15 protein-coding genes are annotated in these 18,826 nt (G+C 64.2%); 3 read left to right on the forward strand and 12 right to left on the reverse strand.

Annotated features, from left to right (window positions below; translation table 11 throughout):
• Positions 1-83: 83 nt before the first annotated feature.
• Both KG104_RS11510 and mgtE read left to right on the forward strand, forming a co-directional pair.
• Entirely contained in the window at positions 84-1,226 is a 1,143-nt protein-coding gene (locus KG104_RS11510) for an SDR family oxidoreductase (protein WP_207347088.1), read from the forward strand.
• Positions 1,227-1,556: 330 nt separating this feature from the next.
• Positions 1,557-2,915: a magnesium transporter gene (mgtE, locus tag KG104_RS11515; protein ID WP_207347089.1), complete on the forward strand. Its 1,359-nt coding sequence runs from the start codon at positions 1,557-1,559 to the stop codon at positions 2,913-2,915.
• A 115-nt stretch (positions 2,916-3,030) separates the two neighbouring features.
• On the opposite strand, the gene ndk is transcribed toward mgtE, so the two are convergent.
• The 7 genes from ndk to KG104_RS11550 all read right to left on the reverse strand — a co-directional run bounded on the left by ndk (position 3,031) and on the right by KG104_RS11550 (position 10,800).
• Positions 3,031-3,450 (reverse strand): nucleoside-diphosphate kinase, encoded by a 420-nt coding sequence (gene ndk / locus KG104_RS11520; RefSeq protein ID WP_207347090.1) that lies wholly within the window; start codon positions 3,448-3,450, stop codon positions 3,031-3,033.
• 40 nt (positions 3,451-3,490) lie between these two features.
• Positions 3,491-3,964: a DUF4233 domain-containing protein gene (locus KG104_RS11525; RefSeq protein WP_104053911.1), complete on the reverse strand. Its 474-nt coding sequence runs from the start codon at positions 3,962-3,964 to the stop codon at positions 3,491-3,493.
• Positions 3,965-3,969: 5 nt separating this feature from the next.
• Entirely contained in the window at positions 3,970-5,349 is a 1,380-nt protein-coding gene (locus KG104_RS11530; RefSeq protein ID WP_237686898.1) for a bifunctional folylpolyglutamate synthase/dihydrofolate synthase, read from the reverse strand.
• The gene (ileS, locus tag KG104_RS11535) at positions 5,349-8,657 is read right to left on the reverse strand and encodes an isoleucine--tRNA ligase (RefSeq protein WP_207347091.1); all 3,309 of its coding nucleotides are present in this window, start codon (positions 8,655-8,657) and stop codon (positions 5,349-5,351) included. The genes KG104_RS11530 and ileS overlap by 1 nt, the downstream gene beginning before the upstream one ends.
• Before the next feature lie 344 nt (positions 8,658-9,001).
• A complete protein-coding gene (locus KG104_RS11540; protein WP_207347092.1) occupies positions 9,002-9,760 on the reverse strand; it encodes an SDR family oxidoreductase in 759 nt (252 codons plus the stop codon).
• Positions 9,761-9,812: 52 nt separating this feature from the next.
• On the reverse strand, positions 9,813-10,376 hold the full coding sequence (locus KG104_RS11545) for an NUDIX hydrolase (protein WP_207347093.1): 564 nt from the start codon (positions 10,374-10,376) through the stop codon (positions 9,813-9,815).
• Between the two features lie 4 nt (positions 10,377-10,380).
• Positions 10,381-10,800: a DUF488 domain-containing protein gene (locus KG104_RS11550; RefSeq protein ID WP_207347094.1), complete on the reverse strand. Its 420-nt coding sequence runs from the start codon at positions 10,798-10,800 to the stop codon at positions 10,381-10,383.
• Positions 10,801-10,913: 113 nt separating this feature from the next.
• Between KG104_RS11550 and valS the strand changes: the two genes are divergently transcribed.
• Entirely contained in the window at positions 10,914-13,556 is a 2,643-nt protein-coding gene (gene valS, locus KG104_RS11555; protein ID WP_207347095.1) for a valine--tRNA ligase, read from the forward strand.
• Between the two features lie 79 nt (positions 13,557-13,635).
• Here valS and KG104_RS11560 read toward each other — a convergent pair whose 3' ends face one another.
• The 5 genes from KG104_RS11560 to tig form a co-directional block, all read right to left on the reverse strand.
• Complete coding sequence (locus KG104_RS11560) at positions 13,636-14,253, reverse strand: mycothiol-dependent nitroreductase Rv2466c family protein (protein ID WP_372434135.1); 618 nt, start codon at positions 14,251-14,253, stop codon at positions 13,636-13,638.
• A gap of 85 nt (positions 14,254-14,338) precedes the next feature.
• Positions 14,339-15,631: an ATP-dependent Clp protease ATP-binding subunit ClpX gene (gene clpX / locus KG104_RS11565; protein ID WP_104053905.1), complete on the reverse strand. Its 1,293-nt coding sequence runs from the start codon at positions 15,629-15,631 to the stop codon at positions 14,339-14,341.
• A 163-nt stretch (positions 15,632-15,794) separates the two neighbouring features.
• Positions 15,795-16,466, reverse strand: a complete 672-nt coding sequence (locus KG104_RS11570) for an ATP-dependent Clp protease proteolytic subunit (protein ID WP_104053904.1) — start codon at positions 16,464-16,466, stop codon at positions 15,795-15,797.
• Between the two features lie 48 nt (positions 16,467-16,514).
• Positions 16,515-17,135, reverse strand: coding sequence for an ATP-dependent Clp protease proteolytic subunit (locus tag KG104_RS11575; protein ID WP_104054784.1), 621 nt, complete (start codon positions 17,133-17,135; stop codon positions 16,515-16,517).
• Between the two features lie 304 nt (positions 17,136-17,439).
• Positions 17,440-18,819, reverse strand: coding sequence for a trigger factor (tig, locus tag KG104_RS11580; RefSeq protein ID WP_104053903.1), 1,380 nt, complete (start codon positions 18,817-18,819; stop codon positions 17,440-17,442).
• Positions 18,820-18,826: the final 7 nt, after the last annotated feature.

The following is an 18,826-nucleotide window of genomic DNA, read 5'->3' on the forward strand; positions in this document are numbered from 1 at the left end:
CATTGGGCTCCGGCGTCAGGAATTTCCCCGGGCGGTGCCCGGTTGTCGCCTCTAAGCACTACCCCCAAGTCTTCAGGAGAACCATGCTTCGAGAAACCCCCGCGCCCCGGCCCAACGGCGCTGCCCCTACTGCACTGGTGGCCGGAGCGACCGGAATTGCCGGCGCCGCCATCGTTGACCTGCTTGTCAACCAGGGCTGGACCGTCCTGGCACTGTCACGCAAGGGAGGCGCCCCCGATCCGGCGCGTCCCGGCGTCGTACCCGTTGCCGCGGACCTGACCAGCGCCGAAAGCCTCACTGCCGTCCTGGCAGACAAGAGTCCGACGCATGTCTTCTTCACCTCCTGGTCCCGCCAGGAAACCGAAGTGGAGAACATTGCGGTCAACTCCGCAATGGTCCGCAATCTCCTCACTGCACTGGAGCACGCACCGCTGGAACACGTGGCCCTGATGACCGGACTCAAGCACTACATGGGCCCCTTCGAGGCCTACGGCGAAGGTCCCATGCCGGACACTCCGTTCTCCGAGGATGAACCTCGGCTTCCGGTGGACAACTTCTACTACGCCCAGGAAGACGAGCTGATGGCGGCCGCGCAGCGGCAGGGTTTCGCCTGGTCCGTGCACCGGGCACACACCGTCATTGGCTTCGCCGTCGGCAACGCCATGAACATGGGCCAGACGCTGGCTGCGCAGGCGACGCTGTGCCGCGAACTTGGGCTGCCGTTTGTTTTCCCGGGCTCGGAAACCCAGTGGAATTCGGTAACCGACATGACCGATGCCGGTCTGCTGGCCGAGCACATGCTGTGGGCCGCAACCGCCCCGAACACCGCCAACGAAGCGTTCAACGTGGTCAACGGCGATGTGTTCCGCTGGCGTTCCCTGTGGCCGCGCCTGGCGGAGTATTTCGGCGTGGAACCGGTCGGATTCGACACCAAGCCGCGCCCCCTCGAGGAGCAGATGGCGGACATGGACGAGGCGTGGGAAAAGCTGGCCGCCCGCCACGGCCTGGCTGAACCGAACCTCTCCCGGCTGGCAACCTGGTGGCACACCGACGCCGATCTGGGCCGCAACATCGAGGTCCTCACCGACATGAGCAAGAGCCGGGTGGCGGGGTTCACCGGCTACCGCCGCACCGAAGATGCCTTCAAGGACCTCTTCGCCAGGCTGCAGTCCGAACGTTTGATCCCTCGGGTCCGGCAGGAAGGTCCCGGAGAAATCCAGGGCTAAGGTGTCCTCCCGCACCATCGCGGCAGGTCAACGCCTCATCTGGAGTAGGATCGGAGCACAACCCGGGTTTGATGTGCTGCTTTGGCGCGTCCACCCGGTTATGAAGGGTTAGAAGGACAGGAGGTGAACCGCACGCATGGACGACGGACATAGTCGATCCACCGCGCCGCGCGAGCCTCGCCTTCCAATCCGGGTCCCCTAAGCACCTCGACCTGCTCTTTGGGGCGTGAGCTTGTGCGGCAGCGGTATTTCGCATCCCCGCTCATTTTCCCGCACCCGCCGCGGTAATGCCGCTGCCTTTAGGTGTGCCCCACCGGAGGAACCCGGACCATGATTAAGTCCCCCACCCTGACTTTTGATGCACGCGCCGAACTGCTGGCCGACGCCCTGGACAAAAACAGCCTGCCCGATGTTGCCCGCGCCTTGGACCGGCTGAGCGTGGCAGAGACCATGGAGCAGCTCGAACGGCTGAACAGCATTGACCGGGCGCTGGCCTTCCGCACACTGTCCAAGGGGCGGGCCCTGGAGGTCTTCGAGAGACTCGATGCCCTGCTCCAGGCGGACCTCGTGGCGGGGCTGCAGGACGCGCAGGTGGCCGAGGTCTTTGCCGGGCTGAGCCCCGATGACCGGGTGGCGCTGCTCGATGAGCTGCCCGCGTCAGTGGCGAAGCGCCTGCTGCTGGGACTCAGCGACAAGGACCGTGCACTCACGAACACCGTGCTCGGCTACCCGCAGGGTGCAGTGGGCCGCTATATGAGCCCGCAGTTTGTCACGGCCCGCCCCTGGTTCACCGCCGCCCAGACAATGGCCCGCGTCCGGGCTCAACTGGATGATGCTGAAAGCATCTACACGATTCCGGTTGTCGACGAGGGCCGTCGCCTGGTGGGTGTGGTCTCCCTGCGGGATTTGTTGCGCGCCGCGGAATCAGACCCTGTGGCGAGCCTGATGAAGGACCCGCTGTCCGCCCCCGCCACCCTGGATGCAGAGGAAGCGGCCAGGTACTGCGCCGACGCGAAAGTCCTGGTGCTCCCGATTGTCGACGCCGAAACCCGGCTTGTGGGAATTCTGACCGTGGACGACGCCCTGGGCATTCTGGAGGACGCTGAAAGCGAGGATGCGGCCCGGGCCGGCGGCGCCGAACCGCTGCGCCGGCCCTACCTCGCCACCCCCGTGCGCAGTATCGTTCGTGCGCGCGTGGTCTGGCTGCTGGTGCTGGCATTGGGTGCAACATTGACGGTCCAGGTCATGGGCGCCTTCGAAGCAACTCTGGCCGAGCAGGTGGTGCTGTCGCTCTTCATCCCCCTGCTGATAGGCACGGGCGGAAACACCGGAAACCAGGCAGCGACCACCATTACCCGCGCCCTGGCGCTGGGTGACGTCCGGCCGAGGGACGTCTTCAAGGTCCTGGCCCGGGAGCTGCGGGTGGGTGCCTGGCTGGGTATCTTGCTGGGCGGGCTGGGCTTCGTGCTTGCCTCCATCCTGTTCACCGTGCCGCTGGGCCTGGTGATTGGCCTGACGCTGCTGGGGGTCTGCACCATGGCTGCCGGCGTTGGAGGGCTGATGCCGCTGCTGGGCAAAGCGCTCAAGGTGGATCCGGCAGTGTTTTCGAATCCTTTTATTTCGACCTTTGTAGATGCAACGGGCTTGATCATCTACTTCCTGATCGCATCCTCGGTTCTGGGGCTCTAGCCGGCCGGCCGTCCCTGTCCTCCGCTGGAGTGCCCGTCCCCTGTAAAGCCGCGAGGGCCTGGCCACGGATCCGTTCCGTGGTCAGGCCCTCGCGGCTTTACGCTTCTTGAGCGGGTTATTTGCCGAACCAGATGCCGATTTCGCGTTCTGCGGACTCGGGAGAATCCGAACCGTGGACCAGGTTCTGCTGAACTGCTGTGCCCCAGTCGCGGCCAAAGTCGCCGCGGATGGTGCCCGGAGCCGCCGTCGTCGGGTCGGTGGTTCCCGCCAGGGAGCGGAAGCCCTCGATGACGCGTTCGCCTTCGAAGATGGCCGCCACAATGGGGCCACTGAGCATGAACTCGACCAGCGGTTCGTAGAACGGCTTGCCTTCGTGCTCGGCGTAGTGCTCTTCGAGCACCTCGCGGGTGGCGTTCACCTTCTTCAGTTCAGCCAGGGTGTAGCCCTTGGCTTCCACGCGGGCCAGGATTGCGCCGGAGATATTCCGCTTCACGCCGTCGGGTTTGATCAGTACAAGTGTGCGTTCGGTGCTCACGGTAAATCTCCTTGCGAAGTAGCGGTTTTCGAATCTAAGCCTAGTCGGTGACGGCTGTGCCGGCAGTGCCCGTGTCCTCCAGGCCTTCGGGATGGGCCTTTTCCCATTCCTCCTGCTCGCGGTCCCGCTGCCGGTTCTCCCGGTCCAGGCGCATGCCGGTCTTCAGTCCGTACCACCAGGTCGCCGCAAAGATTGCTCCAATCAGGAACATCATCGGTTCCAGGAAACCGGTGGCGATGATGACCAGCTGCAGGATCCAGCCAATGACCGGACCAGCCGGCTTGGACAGAATTGCGCAGGTACCAATCAATGCCGCGAAGAGCACCAATCCGCCGGTGAGGATGATGGCGGGAGACAGGACGTCGCGCTGCAGGCCGAACACGGCGAGCGTCGCAAAGAGCACCAGGAACGCTTCCAGAACCAGGACCGTCGAGGCGAACATGATGCGGATGGAACGCCGTTTCTTGGGCATTCCCGGGCGCCACTCGCGCTGCGCCTTGGTGAGTTTTGCCATGGTGATTACTTTCCGAGAAGGGTGCGCGCTTCGGCCACCAGGGTAATGGAGCCGATGATGAGCACGCCGCCCGCCAGGTCATTGTTTTCCTCGGCCTTGGCCACCGCCCATTCAATGGCATTGTCCAGGCCGGGTTCCACCTGCAGGTCTTCGTCGGCAAAGCCGGCGTCGACGGCGTCCTGGACCAGGTCTTCGGCCGGGAGGGCGCGCGGCGAGCTGGACTGCGTGAGGCAGACGCCGGCGATCTGGTCGCCGAGGGTCTCCCTCAGTTCCGTAAGGATTCCCACCGAGTCCTTCTCCGCCAGGATGCCGACCACCAGCACCAGTGACGTGAAGCTGAAAGCTTCCAGTACCGCTTCGGCTGATGCCTTGGCACCGGCGGGGTTGTGCGCGGCGTCCACCACGATGGTGGGCGCAGTGCGCACCACTTCGAGGCGGCCGGGAGAGGAGACGGTGGAGAACCCGGTGCGGAGCAGTTCCACATCCAGTTCCTTGGTTCCGCCGCCGATGAAGGCCTCCAGCGCAGCCACGGCGACGGCGGCGTTTTCCGCCTGGTGCTTACCGTGCAGCGGCAGGAGCAGCTCCTCGTAGCGCCCGGCAAGTCCGGCGATGGTGAGCATCTGCCCGCCGACCGCCATCACACGGGACTCGACACCGAATTCGACGCCCTCGAAGCGGTACGGGACGCCCACTTCGCGGGCCTTCTCCAGCAGGACCTGCGCAGCTTCCATCGGCTGGGCGGCACTGATCAGGAAGCCGCCCTCCTTGATGATGCCGGCCTTTTCCATCGCAATGTCAGCGACGTCGTCGCCCAGCAGTTCGGTGTGGTCTAGGGAGATGGGCGTGACGACGGCAACGGAGCCGTCGCCCACGTTGGTGGCGTCGGTGATGCCGCCCAGGCCCACTTCAATGACCGCCACGTCCACGGGTTCGTCGGCGAAGACCGCGAACGCGAGGATGGTGACAGCTTCAAAGTAGGTCAGGCGCGGTTCCCCGGCGGCCTCGAGTTCGCCGTCGACAATGTCCAGGTAGGGGTGGATTTCGTCCCAGATCCGGACAAACGTCTCGTCGGAGACAGGTTCGCCGTCAATGCTGATCCGCTCGGTGACCTTGCTCAGGTGCGGGCTGGTGTACCGGCCGGTGCGCAGCCCGTAGGCCCGCAGCCCGGCCTCGATCATCCGCGCTGTGGAGGTCTTGCCGTTGGTTCCGGTGATGTGGATGATCGGGAACGCCTTGTTCGGCTCCCCCAGCACCTCCATCGCACGGAACAGCGGAGCCATGCGCGGCTCCATCTTGTTCTCGGGGGCGCGGCTCAGCAGCTCGGCGTAAACGCTTTCGACGGAAAAACCGTCGATTGCCCCGGAGGGTCCGTCGGACATGCTCATTAGATCTTCTCCACTGTGACGGTGAATTCTTCGGCGTCGTCGGCAAGCTCGACGGCGGTGACCACCAGCTGGTCGGTCAGGGTTTCTGACTTGATCAACTCCGCGTTGGCCTCAAGGGCCGCAGCGGCGGTCGGTGAGGTTTTCACCTCGGTGCGAATGTGGTCGCTGATGTGCAGGTCCGCGTCACGGCGGGCCTGCTGGATGGCACGGATGCCGTCGCGGGCGGTGCCCTCGGCGGCCAGCTCCGGCGTGACCTCGGTGTTCAGCACCAGGAAGCCGCCGCCGGGCAGCACGGAGACAGCCTTGGAGGATTCGCCGTCGGCGGTTTCCACCACTGTTTCCAGCGTGTATTCCTGCGGCTGCAGTTCCAGGCCGCCCGCGGTGACCGTGCCGGCGTCGTCCACCGACCAGTCCCCTGACTTGGAGGCCTTGATCGCGGTCTGGACGTTCTTGCCCAGGCGGGGGCCTGCGGCACGGGCGTTGACCACGAGCTTCTGCGTGATGCCGAACTCGGCCGGATCAGCGGCAGCGGCTTCCATCAGCCGGACGGACTTCAGGTTCAGTTCATCGGCGATGATTGCGGCGAACTGGCCCTGCAGCGACTCGGCGTCGGGCGCAACGACGGTCAGTTCGGACAGCGGCAGCCGCACCCGGAGGTTCGCGGCCTTGCGCAGGGATGAGCCCACCGAGGCGATCCGGCGGGTACGGTCCATCCGGTCCACCAGGGCGGGATCCTGCGGGAACAGCTCAGCATCGGGCCAGTCGGTCAGGTGCACGGAGCGCCCGCCGGTGAGTCCGCGCCAGATCTCCTCGGAGACCAGCGGCAGCAGCGGAGCGGCGACCCGGCAGACCGTTTCCAGGCAGGTGTACAGCACGTCAAACGCCTGGGTGTCTTCATCGAAGAACCGGGTGCGGCTGCGGCGGATGTACCAGTTGGTCAGCGTGTCCATGTACTGGCGCAGCGTTTCGCAGGCCTCGGACACGTCGTAGCTGTCCAGCTCGGAGGTCATGGTCTGCACCAGGTCACCGGTGGCGGCCAGCATGTAGTTGTCCAGCGGTTCGGTGGACTCGTAGCGCGCCTTCGCCTCGTAGCCGTTGCCGTTGTTCGCGGCGTTGGTATAGAGCGTGAAGAAGTGCCACACGTTCCACAGCGGCAGGATGACCTGGCGGACGCCTTCGCGGATGCCCTGTTCGGTGACGATCAGGTTGCCGCCGCGCAGGATGGGCGAGGCCATGAGGAACCAGCGCATGGCGTCGGAGCCGTCGCGGTCCAGGACCTCGGAGACGTCCGGGTAGTTGCGCAGCGACTTGGACATCTTCTGCCCGTCGGAACCCAGCACAATGCCGTGGCTGATGACGTTGCGGAAGGCCGGGCGGTCAAAGAGGGCGGTAGCCAGGACGTGCAGCGTGTAGAACCAGCCGCGGGTCTGGCCGATGTACTCCACGATGAAGTCGCCCGGGTTGTGATGCTCAAACCAGTCGGCGTTCTCGTGCGGGTAGTGCACCTGGGCGTACGGCATGGAGCCGGAGTCGAACCAGACGTCCAGGACGTCTTCGACACGGCGCATGGTGGACTGGCCCTCTTCGGGGGTCCGCGGATCGTCCGGGTTCGGGCGCGTCAGTTCGTCGATGAAGGGGCGGTGCAGGTCCGGCTCGCCGGCATGGTTCAGCGGCAGCCGGCCAAAGTCGGCCTTGAGCTCTTCCAGCGAACCGTAGACGTCGGTGCGCGGGTAGTTGGGATCATCGGAAACCCAGACCGGGATGGGGCTGCCCCAGTAGCGGTTGCGGCTGATGGACCAGTCGCGGGCGTTTTCCAGCCACTTGCCGAACTGGCCGTCCTTGACGTTTTCCGGGATCCAGTTGATCTGCTGGTTCAGTTCGACCATGCGGTCCTTGATCTTGGTGACCTCCACGAACCAGGAGGAAACAGCCTTGTAGATCAGCGGGTTCCGGCAGCGCCAGCAGTGTGGGTAGCTGTGCTCGTAGCTGGCCTGGCGCAGCAGGCGTCCGTCGGCGCGCAGCACGCGGGTGATGAGCTTGTTGGCGTCGAAGACCTGCAGTCCGGCGATGTCGGACAGCGGGCCGTCGGCGAACATGGGCAGGAACTTGCCGCCCTCGTCCACGGACAGGATCACGGGGATGCCGTTGGCTTCGCAGATCTTCTGGTCATCTTCACCGTAGGCCGGAGCCTGGTGGACAATGCCGGTGCCGTCGGTGGTGGTGACGTAGTCGGCCACGACAATCCGCCAGGCGTTCTGCGTGCCCCACTTCTCGGTGTCCGTGTAGTAGTTCCACAGCGGTTCGTAGGCCAGTCCGGCCAGCTCGCTGCCCAGGTGCACGGAGGTGACGGCCGCGCGGGCGGCGTCGGCGTCGTCGTACCCCAGGTCCTTGGCGTACGCACCCACGAGGTCTTCGGCCAGCAGGTAGCGGGCCTCCGGGTTGTCCTGGGGCGTGCCGTTGGGTCCGGCGGGCACAACGGCGTAACGGACCGAGGGCCCGACGGCGAGGGCCATGTTGGTGGGCAGCGTCCAGGGCGTGGTGGTCCAGGCGATGGCGAGGACGCCGTCGAGCTCCGCGGAGAGTGCGTTGTCTCCGGCAGTGATGGGGAAGGTGACCGTGACGGTCTGGTCCTGCCGGTCCTTGTAGACGTCGTCATCCATGCGCAGCTCATGGTTGGACAGCGGGGTTTCGTCCTTCCAGCAGTACGGGAGCACCCGGAAGCCGCTGTAGGTCAGACCCTTCTCGTGGAGGGTCTTGAAGGCCCAGATGACCGACTCCATGTACTCAACGTTGAGCGTCTTGTAGTCGTTCTCGAAGTCCACCCAACGGGCCTGGCGGGTGACGTAGTCCTTCCACTCACCGGCGTACTCCATCACGGAGGCACGGCAGGCGTCGTTGAACTTGTCGATGCCCATCTTCTCGATCTGGACCTTATCGGACATGCCCAGCTGCTTCATGGCTTCAAGCTCGGCGGGCAGGCCGTGGGTGTCCCAGCCGAAACGGCGTTCCACGCGGCGGCCGCGCTGGGTCTGGTAACGGGCCACCAGGTCCTTGACGTAACCGGTGAGCAGGTGGCCGTAGTGCGGCAGGCCGTTGGCGAAGGGCGGGCCGTCATAGAAGACAAACTCGTTGGAGCCGTCCTTGCCGGCGGACCGGGCGTCAATGGAGGCCTGGAAGGTGCCGTCCTCGTCCCAGTACTTCAGAACCAGTTCTTCAAGTTCCGGAAACTTGGGGGAAGACGGGGCGGCGTTCTCTGCCGGGGCGGCGGCCGTAGTGGCCTTGGGATAGATAGAGGGCATATTCGTCATCCTGATAGCGGCAAGTAAATCTGGCTGTAAAAAACAGGATGCGAGGGCGGAGTTTTTGCCGGCTCAAAGCCGGCGGAACCCGCGGTACCACCTCGCTTGCCGCCGTCGTCGTCCGCGCTGTGCTGTAAGACTTCAGTGCACCGCGCCGCCGAGTCAGGCTGCCGCTCGTTGACTGCTGTGACGGGCTTACCCGTCCGGTTCTACTGGGCACACGATCATTCCAAAATATCTGGAAAGGGGTACGGCGCCGTTCTTCCGGAAGCTCACCGGTGATGGCCGGGTCAAAGCTGCTTCCGCCAGTTTAGGCCACACCCCCGGGGTTGTCGAAGTTGGGGCTGTGGACGTTAGGCCTGGGCCGTCTGACGGCGGATGACCTTGTGGTTGGCGGCCTGGGCGACGGGGCGCAGCACCACCTTGTCCAAATTGATGTGGTGCGGCAGGTTCAGGGAGTATGCCATGACGTTAGCGACGTCCTCTGCGGTGAGGGGCTTCTCCACTCCGGCGTAGACCTTTTCCGCCGCGTCTTTGTCGCCGAGCCGGTTCAGGGAGAACTCCTCGGTCTTGACCATGCCGGGCAGGATTTCGATGACGCGGACGTTGTTCTCCGCTTCTTCCAGCCGCAGTGTTTCGGCAAGCGCCTGCTCAGCGGACTTGGCGGCGCAATATCCGCCGCCGCCCTCGTAGGAAGCGAGCGCCGCAGTGGAGGTCAGCATCAGGACAGAGCCTTGGCCGGAAGCACGCAGCGCGGGCAGGAAGGCCTGGGTGACGCGAAGCGCCCCGAGCACGTTGACGTTGTACATGGCTTCCCAGTCGCCAAGCTTTCCGGTTGCCACGGAGTCCACTCCCCAGGCTCCGCCGGCATTGTTGATCACGGCGTCCACTCCCCCGGTCGCCAGCACCTCTTCGGCCATCCGGGCCACGGATTGACCGTCGGTCACGTCGGCCGTGATTGCCTGTGCGCCGGTCTCGGCGGCGAGCGCCTGAAGCCTGTCTCCGCGGCGGGCCACGGCCACCACGTCCCAGCCCGAGTTTCGCAGGGCCCTTACAGCCGCCGCTCCAATGCCTGAACTTGCTCCGGTCACTACTGCGCGCTTAGGTGTCATGGCACCACCCTAGCGACTTCCCCTCCCGGGCACGCTTCCGTGTTGCGGTGTTTCAGTGTTGCGGTGTTGAGGTGTCCAGGTGGGGCAGTGACATGGCCGTGCGCCGGACAAGATCCAAACGGGCACCGAAACCTGCCGGCACCTGCGCCGGCAATGCGGAAACCGGGAACCAGCGGACTGCCTCGCTTTCATCGCTGACCGAAATGACGACGTCGGAGCTAACCACCGCTGCGTATCCCACGTCCCAGTGAGCTGAGCAGGAGAAGCCCCCGTGCAGATCATGCCGGTCAAGGTCCATGATGGCGGAGCTCAGCAGGTTCAGGTCACTGATTCCGGATTCCTCCCGGGCCTCCCGTTGGGCAGCTTCGGCCACTGTTGCATCCTGCGGCTCAAGGTGCCCGCCGAACTGCACCCAGAACTGCCCCTTGCGGTGGAAACACAGCAGAACCCGATCGAAGTTCGGCGAAAACACAAAACACGAGCCCGTCACATGCTCCGGACCCCCGTCCCGGCGCAGGGCAGCATCCCCCGCCGTGGTCACAAACCGCAGATATTCCTCCCGCGGCTCCGATTCCGGAAGTGCCCTGAGGCTGGTCAGCAGATCATCAAGACGCATGCTGCTATCTTGCCGCACCAGGCGGCGAAGACTTGAATGTCATGGCCCGGCCGGGCCATGACAGGCCGAGCAGGTAATCCCGGAGCACCACGGCCTCGTTCTCCGTCTCCGAGCGCGCCCCGTAGAGCAGCACGGTGTCCGGCCGGGAAGCGCAGTCCCGGGAGAAGTCCGGAACCTCCGGGTTCGCGGCAAGCTCCTCCCGGTACCGTTCCTGGAATCCGGTCCAGCGGTCTTCCCGGTGCCCGAACCACTTGCGCAGGTCATTGCTGGGGGCCAGGTCCTTGAGCCACTCATCCAGTTCCGCCCGGGCCTTCGAAACCCCGCGCGGCCAGAGCCTGTCCACCAGGACCCGGTAGCCGCCGTCGGGCGGTTCATAGATGCGGCGGATGCGGATCGACGCCGGCTTCTCCTGAAGCGTTGCCATACCCCGGATGCTACGGCCGCAGGCCCGGCTCCGAACAGGGCTTCCGACCGGCGGCGCCGGCAGGCAGCCGCAACAGTCCCCGTGCCGCGCTGCCCGCATGAAAGAATGGCAGTATGGCTGAAAACTTTCCGGGCACAGACACGCCCGACAATGAACCCAAGACCGTATCCGTCCCCGACAAGCCCGCCCTTGAGGGGCTGGAAGCAACACTGAGCCGCCGCTGGCGCGATGAGGGAACGTACGCGTTCAACGAAGACACGGTCCGCGAGGACGTCTACTCGATCGACACTCCCCCGCCCACGGCCTCCGGCTCGCTGCACGTGGGGCACATGTTCTCCTACACGCAGACCGACGTCATGGCGCGTTACCAGCGCATGACCGGCAAGAACGTCTTCTACCCCATGGGCTGGGATGACAACGGCCTGCCCACCGAACGCCGGGTGCAGAACTACTACGGTGTCCGCTGTGATCCTACAAAGCCGTACGATCCCGATTACCGGCCGCCGGCAACGGCGCCGAAGAACCAGCGCGATTTCGATGTCATCTCCCGCCGGAACTTCATCGAGCTGTGCGAAGAGCTGGCGGTCGAGGACGAGAAGGTCTTCGAGGACCTCTTCTCCACCCTGGGCCTGTCCGTTGACTGGACCCGCACTTACCGCACCATCGATGACAACTCCCGCGCCGTCAGCCAGCGCGCCTTCCTGGAGAACCTCAAGGCCGGGGACGCCTACATGTCCGAGGCCCCCACTCTGTGGGACGTCACCTTCCGCACCGCAGTGGCCCAGGCCGAGGTGGAGGACCGCGAACAGGCCGGCGCCTACCACCGCATCAGCTTCCATGCGCCCGACGGCGAAAAGGTTTTCATCGAGACCACCCGCCCCGAGCTGCTTCCGGCCTGTGTGGCGCTGGTGGCCCACCCCGACGACGAGCGCTACCAGCGCTTGTTCGGCACCAAGGTCACCTCCCCGCTGTTCGACGTCGAAGTTGAGGTCCGGGCACATCCGCTGGCCAAGCCGGACAAGGGTTCGGGCATCGCCATGATCTGCACCTTCGGCGACCAGACGGACGTCACCTGGTGGCGCGAGCTGAACCTTCCCACCCGCGCCGTCGTCGGCCGGGACGGCCGTCTGCTTGCTGATACCCCGGACTGGATCACCACGGACAAGGCGAAGGAAAACTACGCCGCTGTCGCCGCCAAGACCGTCTTCAGCGCCAAGGAAGCCGTCGTGGAAATGCTGCGCGAAAGCGGCGACCTCGAAGGCGAGCCGAAGAAGATCACCCACCCGGTCAACTTCTTCGAAAAGGGCGACAAGCCCCTTGAGGTTGTCACCAGCCGCCAGTGGTACATCCGCAACGGCGGCCGCGACGAGGACCGCCGTGCAGCCCTCATTGCCCGCGGCAGGGAAATCGACTTCCACCCGTCCTTCATGCGCTCACGCTATGAAAACTGGATCGAAGGCCTGAACGGTGACTGGCTGGTCTCACGCCAGCGCTTCTTCGGCGTTCCGGTTCCGGTCTGGTATCCCCTGGATGCCTCCGGCAACCCGGACTACGACAACCCCGTGCTGCCGTCCTCGGAGCAGCTGCCCGTGGACCCGGCCGCCGAACCGGCTCCGGGCTACGAGGAATCCCAGCGCAATCAGCCGGGCGGTTTCGTGGGCGACGCCGATGTCTTGGACACCTGGGCTACGTCCTCCCTGACCCCGCAGATTGTGGGCGGCTGGAGCCGGGACGAGGACCTGTTCAGCAAGGTCTTCCCGTTTGACCTGCGTCCGCAGGGCCACGACATCATCCGCACCTGGCTGTTCTCCTCCGTGGTGCGCGCCGATGCCCTGAACCACGCCGCACCGTGGAAGCACGCCGCCATCTCCGGCTGGATCCTGGACCCGGACCGCAAGAAGATGTCCAAGTCCAAGGGCAACGTGGTGGTTCCCACCGACGTGCTCAACGACTACGGATCCGACGCCGTGCGCTACTGGGCGGCCTCCGCCAAGCTGGGCGCGGACACGGCCTACGAGATTGCGCAGATGAAGATCGGCCGCCGCCTCGCCATCAAGCTCCTCAACGCCTCGAAGTTCGTCCTGAACCTGGGTGCCACCGAGGCAAACGTCGTCACGGCGGACACCTCGGTGATCACCAACGCCCTGGACTCCGCCCTGTTGAAGCAGCTGGCCGAGGTGGTCAATGCTTCCACCGCAGCGTTTGAACGCTACGACTACGCCAAGGCACTGCAGCTGACCGAATCCTTCTTCTGGTCCTTTACGGATGACTATGTGGAGCTGATCAAGGACCGCGCCTACGGTGCCGCCGGCGAAGCAGAGCAGGCTTCAGTGCTGGCTACCCTGGCCACCACACTGGATGCGCTGCTGCGCCTGTTCGCCCCGTTCCTGCCCTTCGCCACCGAAGAGGTTTGGGGCTGGTGGCGTAACGGCTCGGTGCACCGCGCCCCGTGGCCGAACGTTGACGCGCTGTCCTCCGCGGTCGCCACGGCCGACGCCGGCATCCTGGCTACCGTTGCCACCGCCCTGGGCGGCATCCGCAAGGCCAAGTCCGAGGCGAAGGTCAAGCAGCGCACCGAGGTCCTCACAGCCACGGTGACGGCGTCCGAGGCGCAGGTGGCGCAGCTGCAGGCCGGCCTCGCCGATCTGAAGGCAGCGGGCAATGTCCGCGAGCTCTCGCTGGCCACGGGCGAAGGTGAACTCGCCGTGTCCGGCGTCGAGCTGGCGCCGGTGGAACCGGCTCCTGCGGCCGAATAACAGACACAGCACAGAATAAAACAGAACGCCCGGCCGGAAATCTCCGGCCGGGCGTTCTGTTTGCTGGAAGCAAAAGCAGTTAGTCGAACTGCGGGCTTTCGGTGCGGCTGCGCTTGAGTTCAAAGAAGGCGGGGTTTTCAGCCAGCATAACGGCGCCGTCGAACATCCGGCCCGCTTCCTCGCCGCGCGGTATGCGCGTCAGGACCGGCCCGAAGAAGGCGGTGCCATTGAAAGCAACAATGGGGGTTCCGACGTCGTCGCCCACCTTGGAGATGCCTTCCTGGTGCGAGGCACGAAGCTGGGTGTCGTACTCATCGCTGTCGGCAAACCGCGCCAGGTCGGCCGGGAGGCCAACCTCGTCGAGGGACTCGCGGATGACAGCGTCGAGATCATCATTGCCGCCGACATGGATCCGGGTGCCCATGGCATCGTAGAGCGGCTTGATGTACTTGTCGCCGTGGAGCTCGGAGGCGGCAATGATGACGCGTACCGGCTTGATAGCCGCCTTCATGCGCTCCATGTAATCCTCGGGCAGGTCCCGTCCTTCATTCAGGAGGGACAGGCTCATCACGTGCCAGTCGGTGCTGACGTCGCGGACCTGCTCCACTTCACCCATCCAGCGGGACGTGACCCACGCGAACGGACAGATCGGGTCGAACCAAAAATCGGCTTTTGCTGCAGAATCGGGCAGGCTCACGAAATTCTCCTTCAGGGCATTGCGGACCCGCGGCGAAGATCGCGGGTTGCTGGGAACAGCATTAGTTATTCGTGCAAACCCGCGGTCAGGCTGATTTGTTCCGGCGTTTGGTGGCAACTGCCTGCGAAATCAGTGTGGGTTCGGCCTTTTGGGTCACCACTTCTTCGGTGATGACCACTGTGGCGACGTCGTCGCGGCTGGGCAGGTCAAACATGACCGGCAACAGGACTTCTTCCAGGATGGCGCGCAGCCCGCGCGCACCGGTGCCGCGGGACAGCGCTGCGTCCGCAACGGCGTCCAGGGCGGCGGGTTCGAAGGTGAGCTCAACGCCGTCAAGCTGGAACATTTTCTGGAACTGCTTGATGAGCGCGTTCTTCGGCTCGGTGAGGATCCGGATCAGTGCTTCCCGGTCCAGGTTCGAGACCGTGGTGATCACCGGGAGCCGGCCGATGAACTCCGGGATCAGGCCAAACTTCAGCAAATCCTCGGGCATGACGTCGGCGTACGAGTCGGCTTCCTTGGCGTTCTCATTCAGCGGTGCACCAAAGCCGATTCCCTTGCGGCCGGACCGTGACCCGATGATCTCCTCCAACCCGGCAAAGGCGCCGGCAACAATGAAGAGGACATTGGTGGTGTCGATCTGGATGAACTCCTGATGCGGATGCTTGCGTCCTCCCTGCGGGGGAACCGAGGCAACCGTGCCTTCCAGGATTTTCAGCAGGGCCTGCTGCACGCCCTCGCCGGATACATCGCGTGTAATCGACGGGTTCTCGCTTTTGCGCGAGATCTTGTCGATCTCGTCAATGTAGATGATGCCCTGCTCGGCCTTCTTGACGTCATAGTCTGCGGCCTGGATGAGCTTGAGCAGGATGTTCTCGACGTCCTCCCCCACGTAGCCGGCTTCGGTCAGTGCGGTGGCGTCGGCGACGGCGAAGGGTACGTTCAGACGGCGCGCCAGGGTCTGTGCCAGATAGGTCTTGCCGCAGCCGGTGGGACCGATCAGCAGGATGTTGGACTTGCCGATTTCCACGTCATCGGAGACCACGGCGTCAGACAGATTGCCTGTGTTGCGCGGTGCGTGGCCGGACTGGATGCGCTTGTAATGGTTGTAAACGGCGACGGCGAGGGAACGCTTGGCCGGTTCCTGGCCAATCACATACTCCTGCAGTGAATCGAAGATCTCCCGCGGCTTGGGCAGCTCGAAGGAGCCGAGGTCAGCTACCTCGGAGAGCTCTTCTTCGATGATCTCGTTGCAGAGATCAATGCACTCGTCGCAGATGTAGACTCCGGGACCGGCAATAAGCTTGCGGACCTGTTTCTGGCTCTTTCCACAGAAAGAGCACTTGAGCAGATCCGTGCTCTCACCAATGCGAGCCATAGTTCAGTCCCCTTAGATGGTCCATCGTTAATTCAGTGCCGGCAGTCGTCCCGAGGGGGACAGCGAAGCCGGTCAGCATGTTCCACTCTAGGACACTTGGTTCAGTGATACAGCAACCGAAAGGCCCGCGGTGCGATATTTCGGCCGCGGGCCTTCCTGAGGCTTACATCCGGTTGATGGCCGGAGTCTTGATCTTGCGGGAGTCAAGCACCTGGTCAATCAGTCCGTATTCGAGGGCGCCGGCGGCCGTGAGAATCTTGTCACGCTCGATGTCACGGTTGACTTCCTCCGACGTGTGGTTGGAGTGAAGCGCCAGGGTGTCTTCCAGCCAGGTCCGCATGCGCATGACTTCAGCTGCCTGGATTTCCAGGTCCGAAGCCTGTCCACGCTCGCCTCCGCCCAGTGCCGGCTGGTGGATGAGCACGCGGGCGTTGGGCAGCGCGAGGCGCTTGCCCGGCGTGCCGGCTGCCAGAAGGACAGCTGCGGCGCTGGCCGCCTGGCCCAGGCAAACCGTCTGGATTTCAGGGCGGATGTACTGCATGGTGTCGTAAATGGCCGTCATGGCCGTGAACGAACCGCCCGGAGAGTTGATGTACAGGGTGATGTCGCGGTCCGGGTCATTGGACTCAAGGACCAGCAGCTGGGCCATGACGTCGTCAGCAGATGCGTCGTCGACCTGGACGCCCAGGAAGATGATGCGGTCCTCGAACAGCTTGGTGTAGGGGTCCTGGCGCTTGAAGCCGTACGGCGTGCGCTCTTCGAACTGCGGCAGTACGTAGCGGCTGGACGGCATCTGCGGCGCCGATCCGCCTGCGGTTCCGAAATTCATGTTCATTGCTTTGCTCCTGAAGTCTAAGAAAAGTGCGCTGGAAGAGAGGAAGGGTTAGTCCTCGGCCGGAGCCGCGCCCTTGTCCTGATCCGTTCCGCCGCCGCCGGTGACGCCGCCCGCATGTGCGGAGATCTTGTCAAAGAACCCGTATTCCAGTGCTTCCTGGGCCGTGAACCACTTGTCACGGTCATTGTCCTTCAGGATGGTCTCCACGGTCTGGCCGGTCTGTTCGGCGGTCAGTTCCGCCATGACCTGCTTCATGTGGAGGATCAGTTCAGCCTGAATCCGGATGTCGGAAGCGGTGCCGCCGATGCCGCCGGAGGGCTGGTGCATGAGGATGCGGGCGTGGGGGGTGGCGTAGCGCTTGCCCTTGGTGCCGGAGGACAGCAGGAACTGTCCCATGGACGCTGCCAGGCCGGTTGCCACGGTGACTACGTCATTGGGGATGAACTGCATGGTGTCGTAGATGGCCATGCCGGCCGTCACTGACCCGCCGGGAGAGTTGATGTAGAGGAAGATGTCCTTTTCGGGATCCTCAGCGGAGAGAAGCAGAAGCTGGGAGCAGATGGCGTTGGCGTTGTCATCGCGGACTTCCGAGCCCAACCAGATGATCCGCTCACGCAGCAGACGATTGTAGATGTAGTCGTCCCGGCTGGCCGGGTCCACCGTTGCCATTGTGGGTGTGTTGGGTGCAATTGCCATACTGAGTGACCTCTCGCTCTGGCGGGGTACAGAACCGCTAACCGCGTCAGCTGGTCCCGCCGTTTATCTCTCCTAGGACCCTAACCTGTTGCGCGTGTGATCTGCTTGCGTTTCGCGGGCTGTTCGCTGACGGCGCACGATGCCGGTCACAGCTCGGGGCGGGGCGGATCACAGCACCGCGGGCGGCCGGGGGCACTTAAACGCAAATGCGCCGCCTGCCCTTCCGGGCGGACGGCGCATTGCTATGACCGGAGGTCATGCGCTGCTGTTGGGCAGGCTATGCCTTGTCGTCGCTCTTGGACTCTTCGGCAACCTCGGCCTCGGGAGCTTCGGTTTCGGCTTCTGCAACCGGTGCTTCTTCGCCTGCGGGGCGAACGAACTCGGTCAGGTCGATCTCATTGCCGGCGGTGTCGGTGACCTTGGCCAGCTCGAGAACCTTGGCCAGCGCCTTACGACGGCGGACTTCGCCAACCATCATGGGAACCTGGCCGCTCTGGTCGATCAGCTGTGCGAACTGGTTCGGATCCATGCCGTACTGGCCTGCTGCGGAAACGATGTAGTCAATCAGCTCGTTCTGGCTGACGCCCACCTCTTCCTTGTCGGCAACAGCGTCAAGGATGATCTCGTTCTTGAAGGCGGCGGCCGTGTTCTCGCGAACTTCTGCGCGGTGCTCTTCGGTGTCGTGATCCTCGCCCTGGGACTGGGCGCTCTCAGAGTTGAAGTGCTGTTCCAGCTGATCTTCGATGACGGATTCCGGAACCGGAACCTCGATCATTTCCAGCAGCTTCTCCAGAACCTTGTCGCGGGCTTCAACGCCCTGCTCCATGAGCTTGGACTCAGCGGCACGCTTGGTCAGGTCTTCGCGCAGCTCTTCGATGGTGTCGAATTCGCTGGCCAGCTGGGCAAAGTCGTCGTCGGCCTCGGGGAGCTCGCGCTCCTTGACTGCCTTGACCGTCACCGTGATGGTGGCGTCTTCGCCGGCGTGCTCGCCGCCGGCCAGCTTGGTTTCAAAGGTGGCGGACTCGTCAGCGGACAGACCGGCGACTGCTTCATCCATGCCCTCGAGCATGGTGCCGGCGCCAACCTGGTAGGACAGGTCCGCAGCGGAGTCGACCTCTTCGCCGTCGACCTTGGCTACGAGATCCATGGTGAGGAAGTCGCCTTCGGCAGCGGGACGGTCCACGGACTTCAGCGTGCCGAAGCGGCCGCGCAGTTCATCCAGTGCCTTGGTGACGTCATCGTCGGAGGCTTCAGCAGGCTCAACCGTAACCTCGAGGCCGGCGTAATCCGGGAGCTCGATTTCGGGGCGGATGTCCAGCTCAACGTTGAAGACCAGCTGGCCTTCGTTGGTGGCGGGATCCGGAACTTCGCTGATCTCAACCTCGGGGCGGCTCAGCGGACGGATGCCCGTTTCCTGCACGGCGCCCTGGTAGAAACCGTTCAGACCGTCATTGATGGCTGTTTCCAGGACGTAGCCGCGGCCAACGCGCTGGTCGATGAGCCTGTTGGGGACCTTGCCCTTGCGGAAGCCAGGCACCTGCACCTGGGTGGCGATGGTCTTGTAGGCCTCGTCGATGCTCGGCTTCAGTTCCTCAAACGGAACTTCGACGACGAGCTTTACCCGCGTGGGTGTGAGGTTTTCTACAGCGCTCTTCACAGCGTAG

The organism is Arthrobacter sunyaminii (assembly GCF_018866305.1).
Lineage (GTDB): Bacteria > Actinomycetota > Actinomycetes > Actinomycetales > Micrococcaceae > Arthrobacter_B > Arthrobacter_B sunyaminii.

What these genes read in the sequence shown, in the direction of transcription:
- KG104_RS11510 (WP_207347088.1), top strand. Translation starts at nt 84, where the DNA reads ATGCTTCGAGAAACCCCCGCGCCCCGGCCCAACGGCGCTGCCCCTACT.
- mgtE (WP_207347089.1), top strand. Translation starts at nt 1,557, where the DNA reads ATGATTAAGTCCCCCACCCTGACTTTTGATGCACGCGCCGAACTGCTG.
- KG104_RS11525 (WP_104053911.1), bottom strand. Translation starts at nt 3,964, where the DNA reads ATGGCAAAACTCACCAAGGCGCAGCGCGAGTGGCGCCCGGGAATGCCC.
- KG104_RS11530 (WP_237686898.1), bottom strand. Translation starts at nt 5,349, where the DNA reads ATGAGCATGTCCGACGGACCCTCCGGGGCAATCGACGGTTTTTCCGTC.
- ileS (WP_207347091.1), bottom strand. Translation starts at nt 8,657, where the DNA reads ATGACGAATATGCCCTCTATCTATCCCAAGGCCACTACGGCCGCCGCC.
- KG104_RS11540 (WP_207347092.1), bottom strand. Translation starts at nt 9,760, where the DNA reads ATGACACCTAAGCGCGCAGTAGTGACCGGAGCAAGTTCAGGCATTGGA.
- KG104_RS11545 (WP_207347093.1), bottom strand. Translation starts at nt 10,376, where the DNA reads ATGCGTCTTGATGATCTGCTGACCAGCCTCAGGGCACTTCCGGAATCG.
- KG104_RS11550 (WP_207347094.1), bottom strand. Translation starts at nt 10,800, where the DNA reads ATGGCAACGCTTCAGGAGAAGCCGGCGTCGATCCGCATCCGCCGCATC.
- valS (WP_207347095.1), top strand. Translation starts at nt 10,914, where the DNA reads ATGGCTGAAAACTTTCCGGGCACAGACACGCCCGACAATGAACCCAAG.
- clpX (WP_104053905.1), bottom strand. Translation starts at nt 15,631, where the DNA reads ATGGCTCGCATTGGTGAGAGCACGGATCTGCTCAAGTGCTCTTTCTGT.
- KG104_RS11570 (WP_104053904.1), bottom strand. Translation starts at nt 16,466, where the DNA reads ATGAACATGAATTTCGGAACCGCAGGCGGATCGGCGCCGCAGATGCCG.
- KG104_RS11575 (WP_104054784.1), bottom strand. Translation starts at nt 17,135, where the DNA reads ATGGCAACGGTGGACCCGGCCAGCCGGGACGACTACATCTACAATCGT.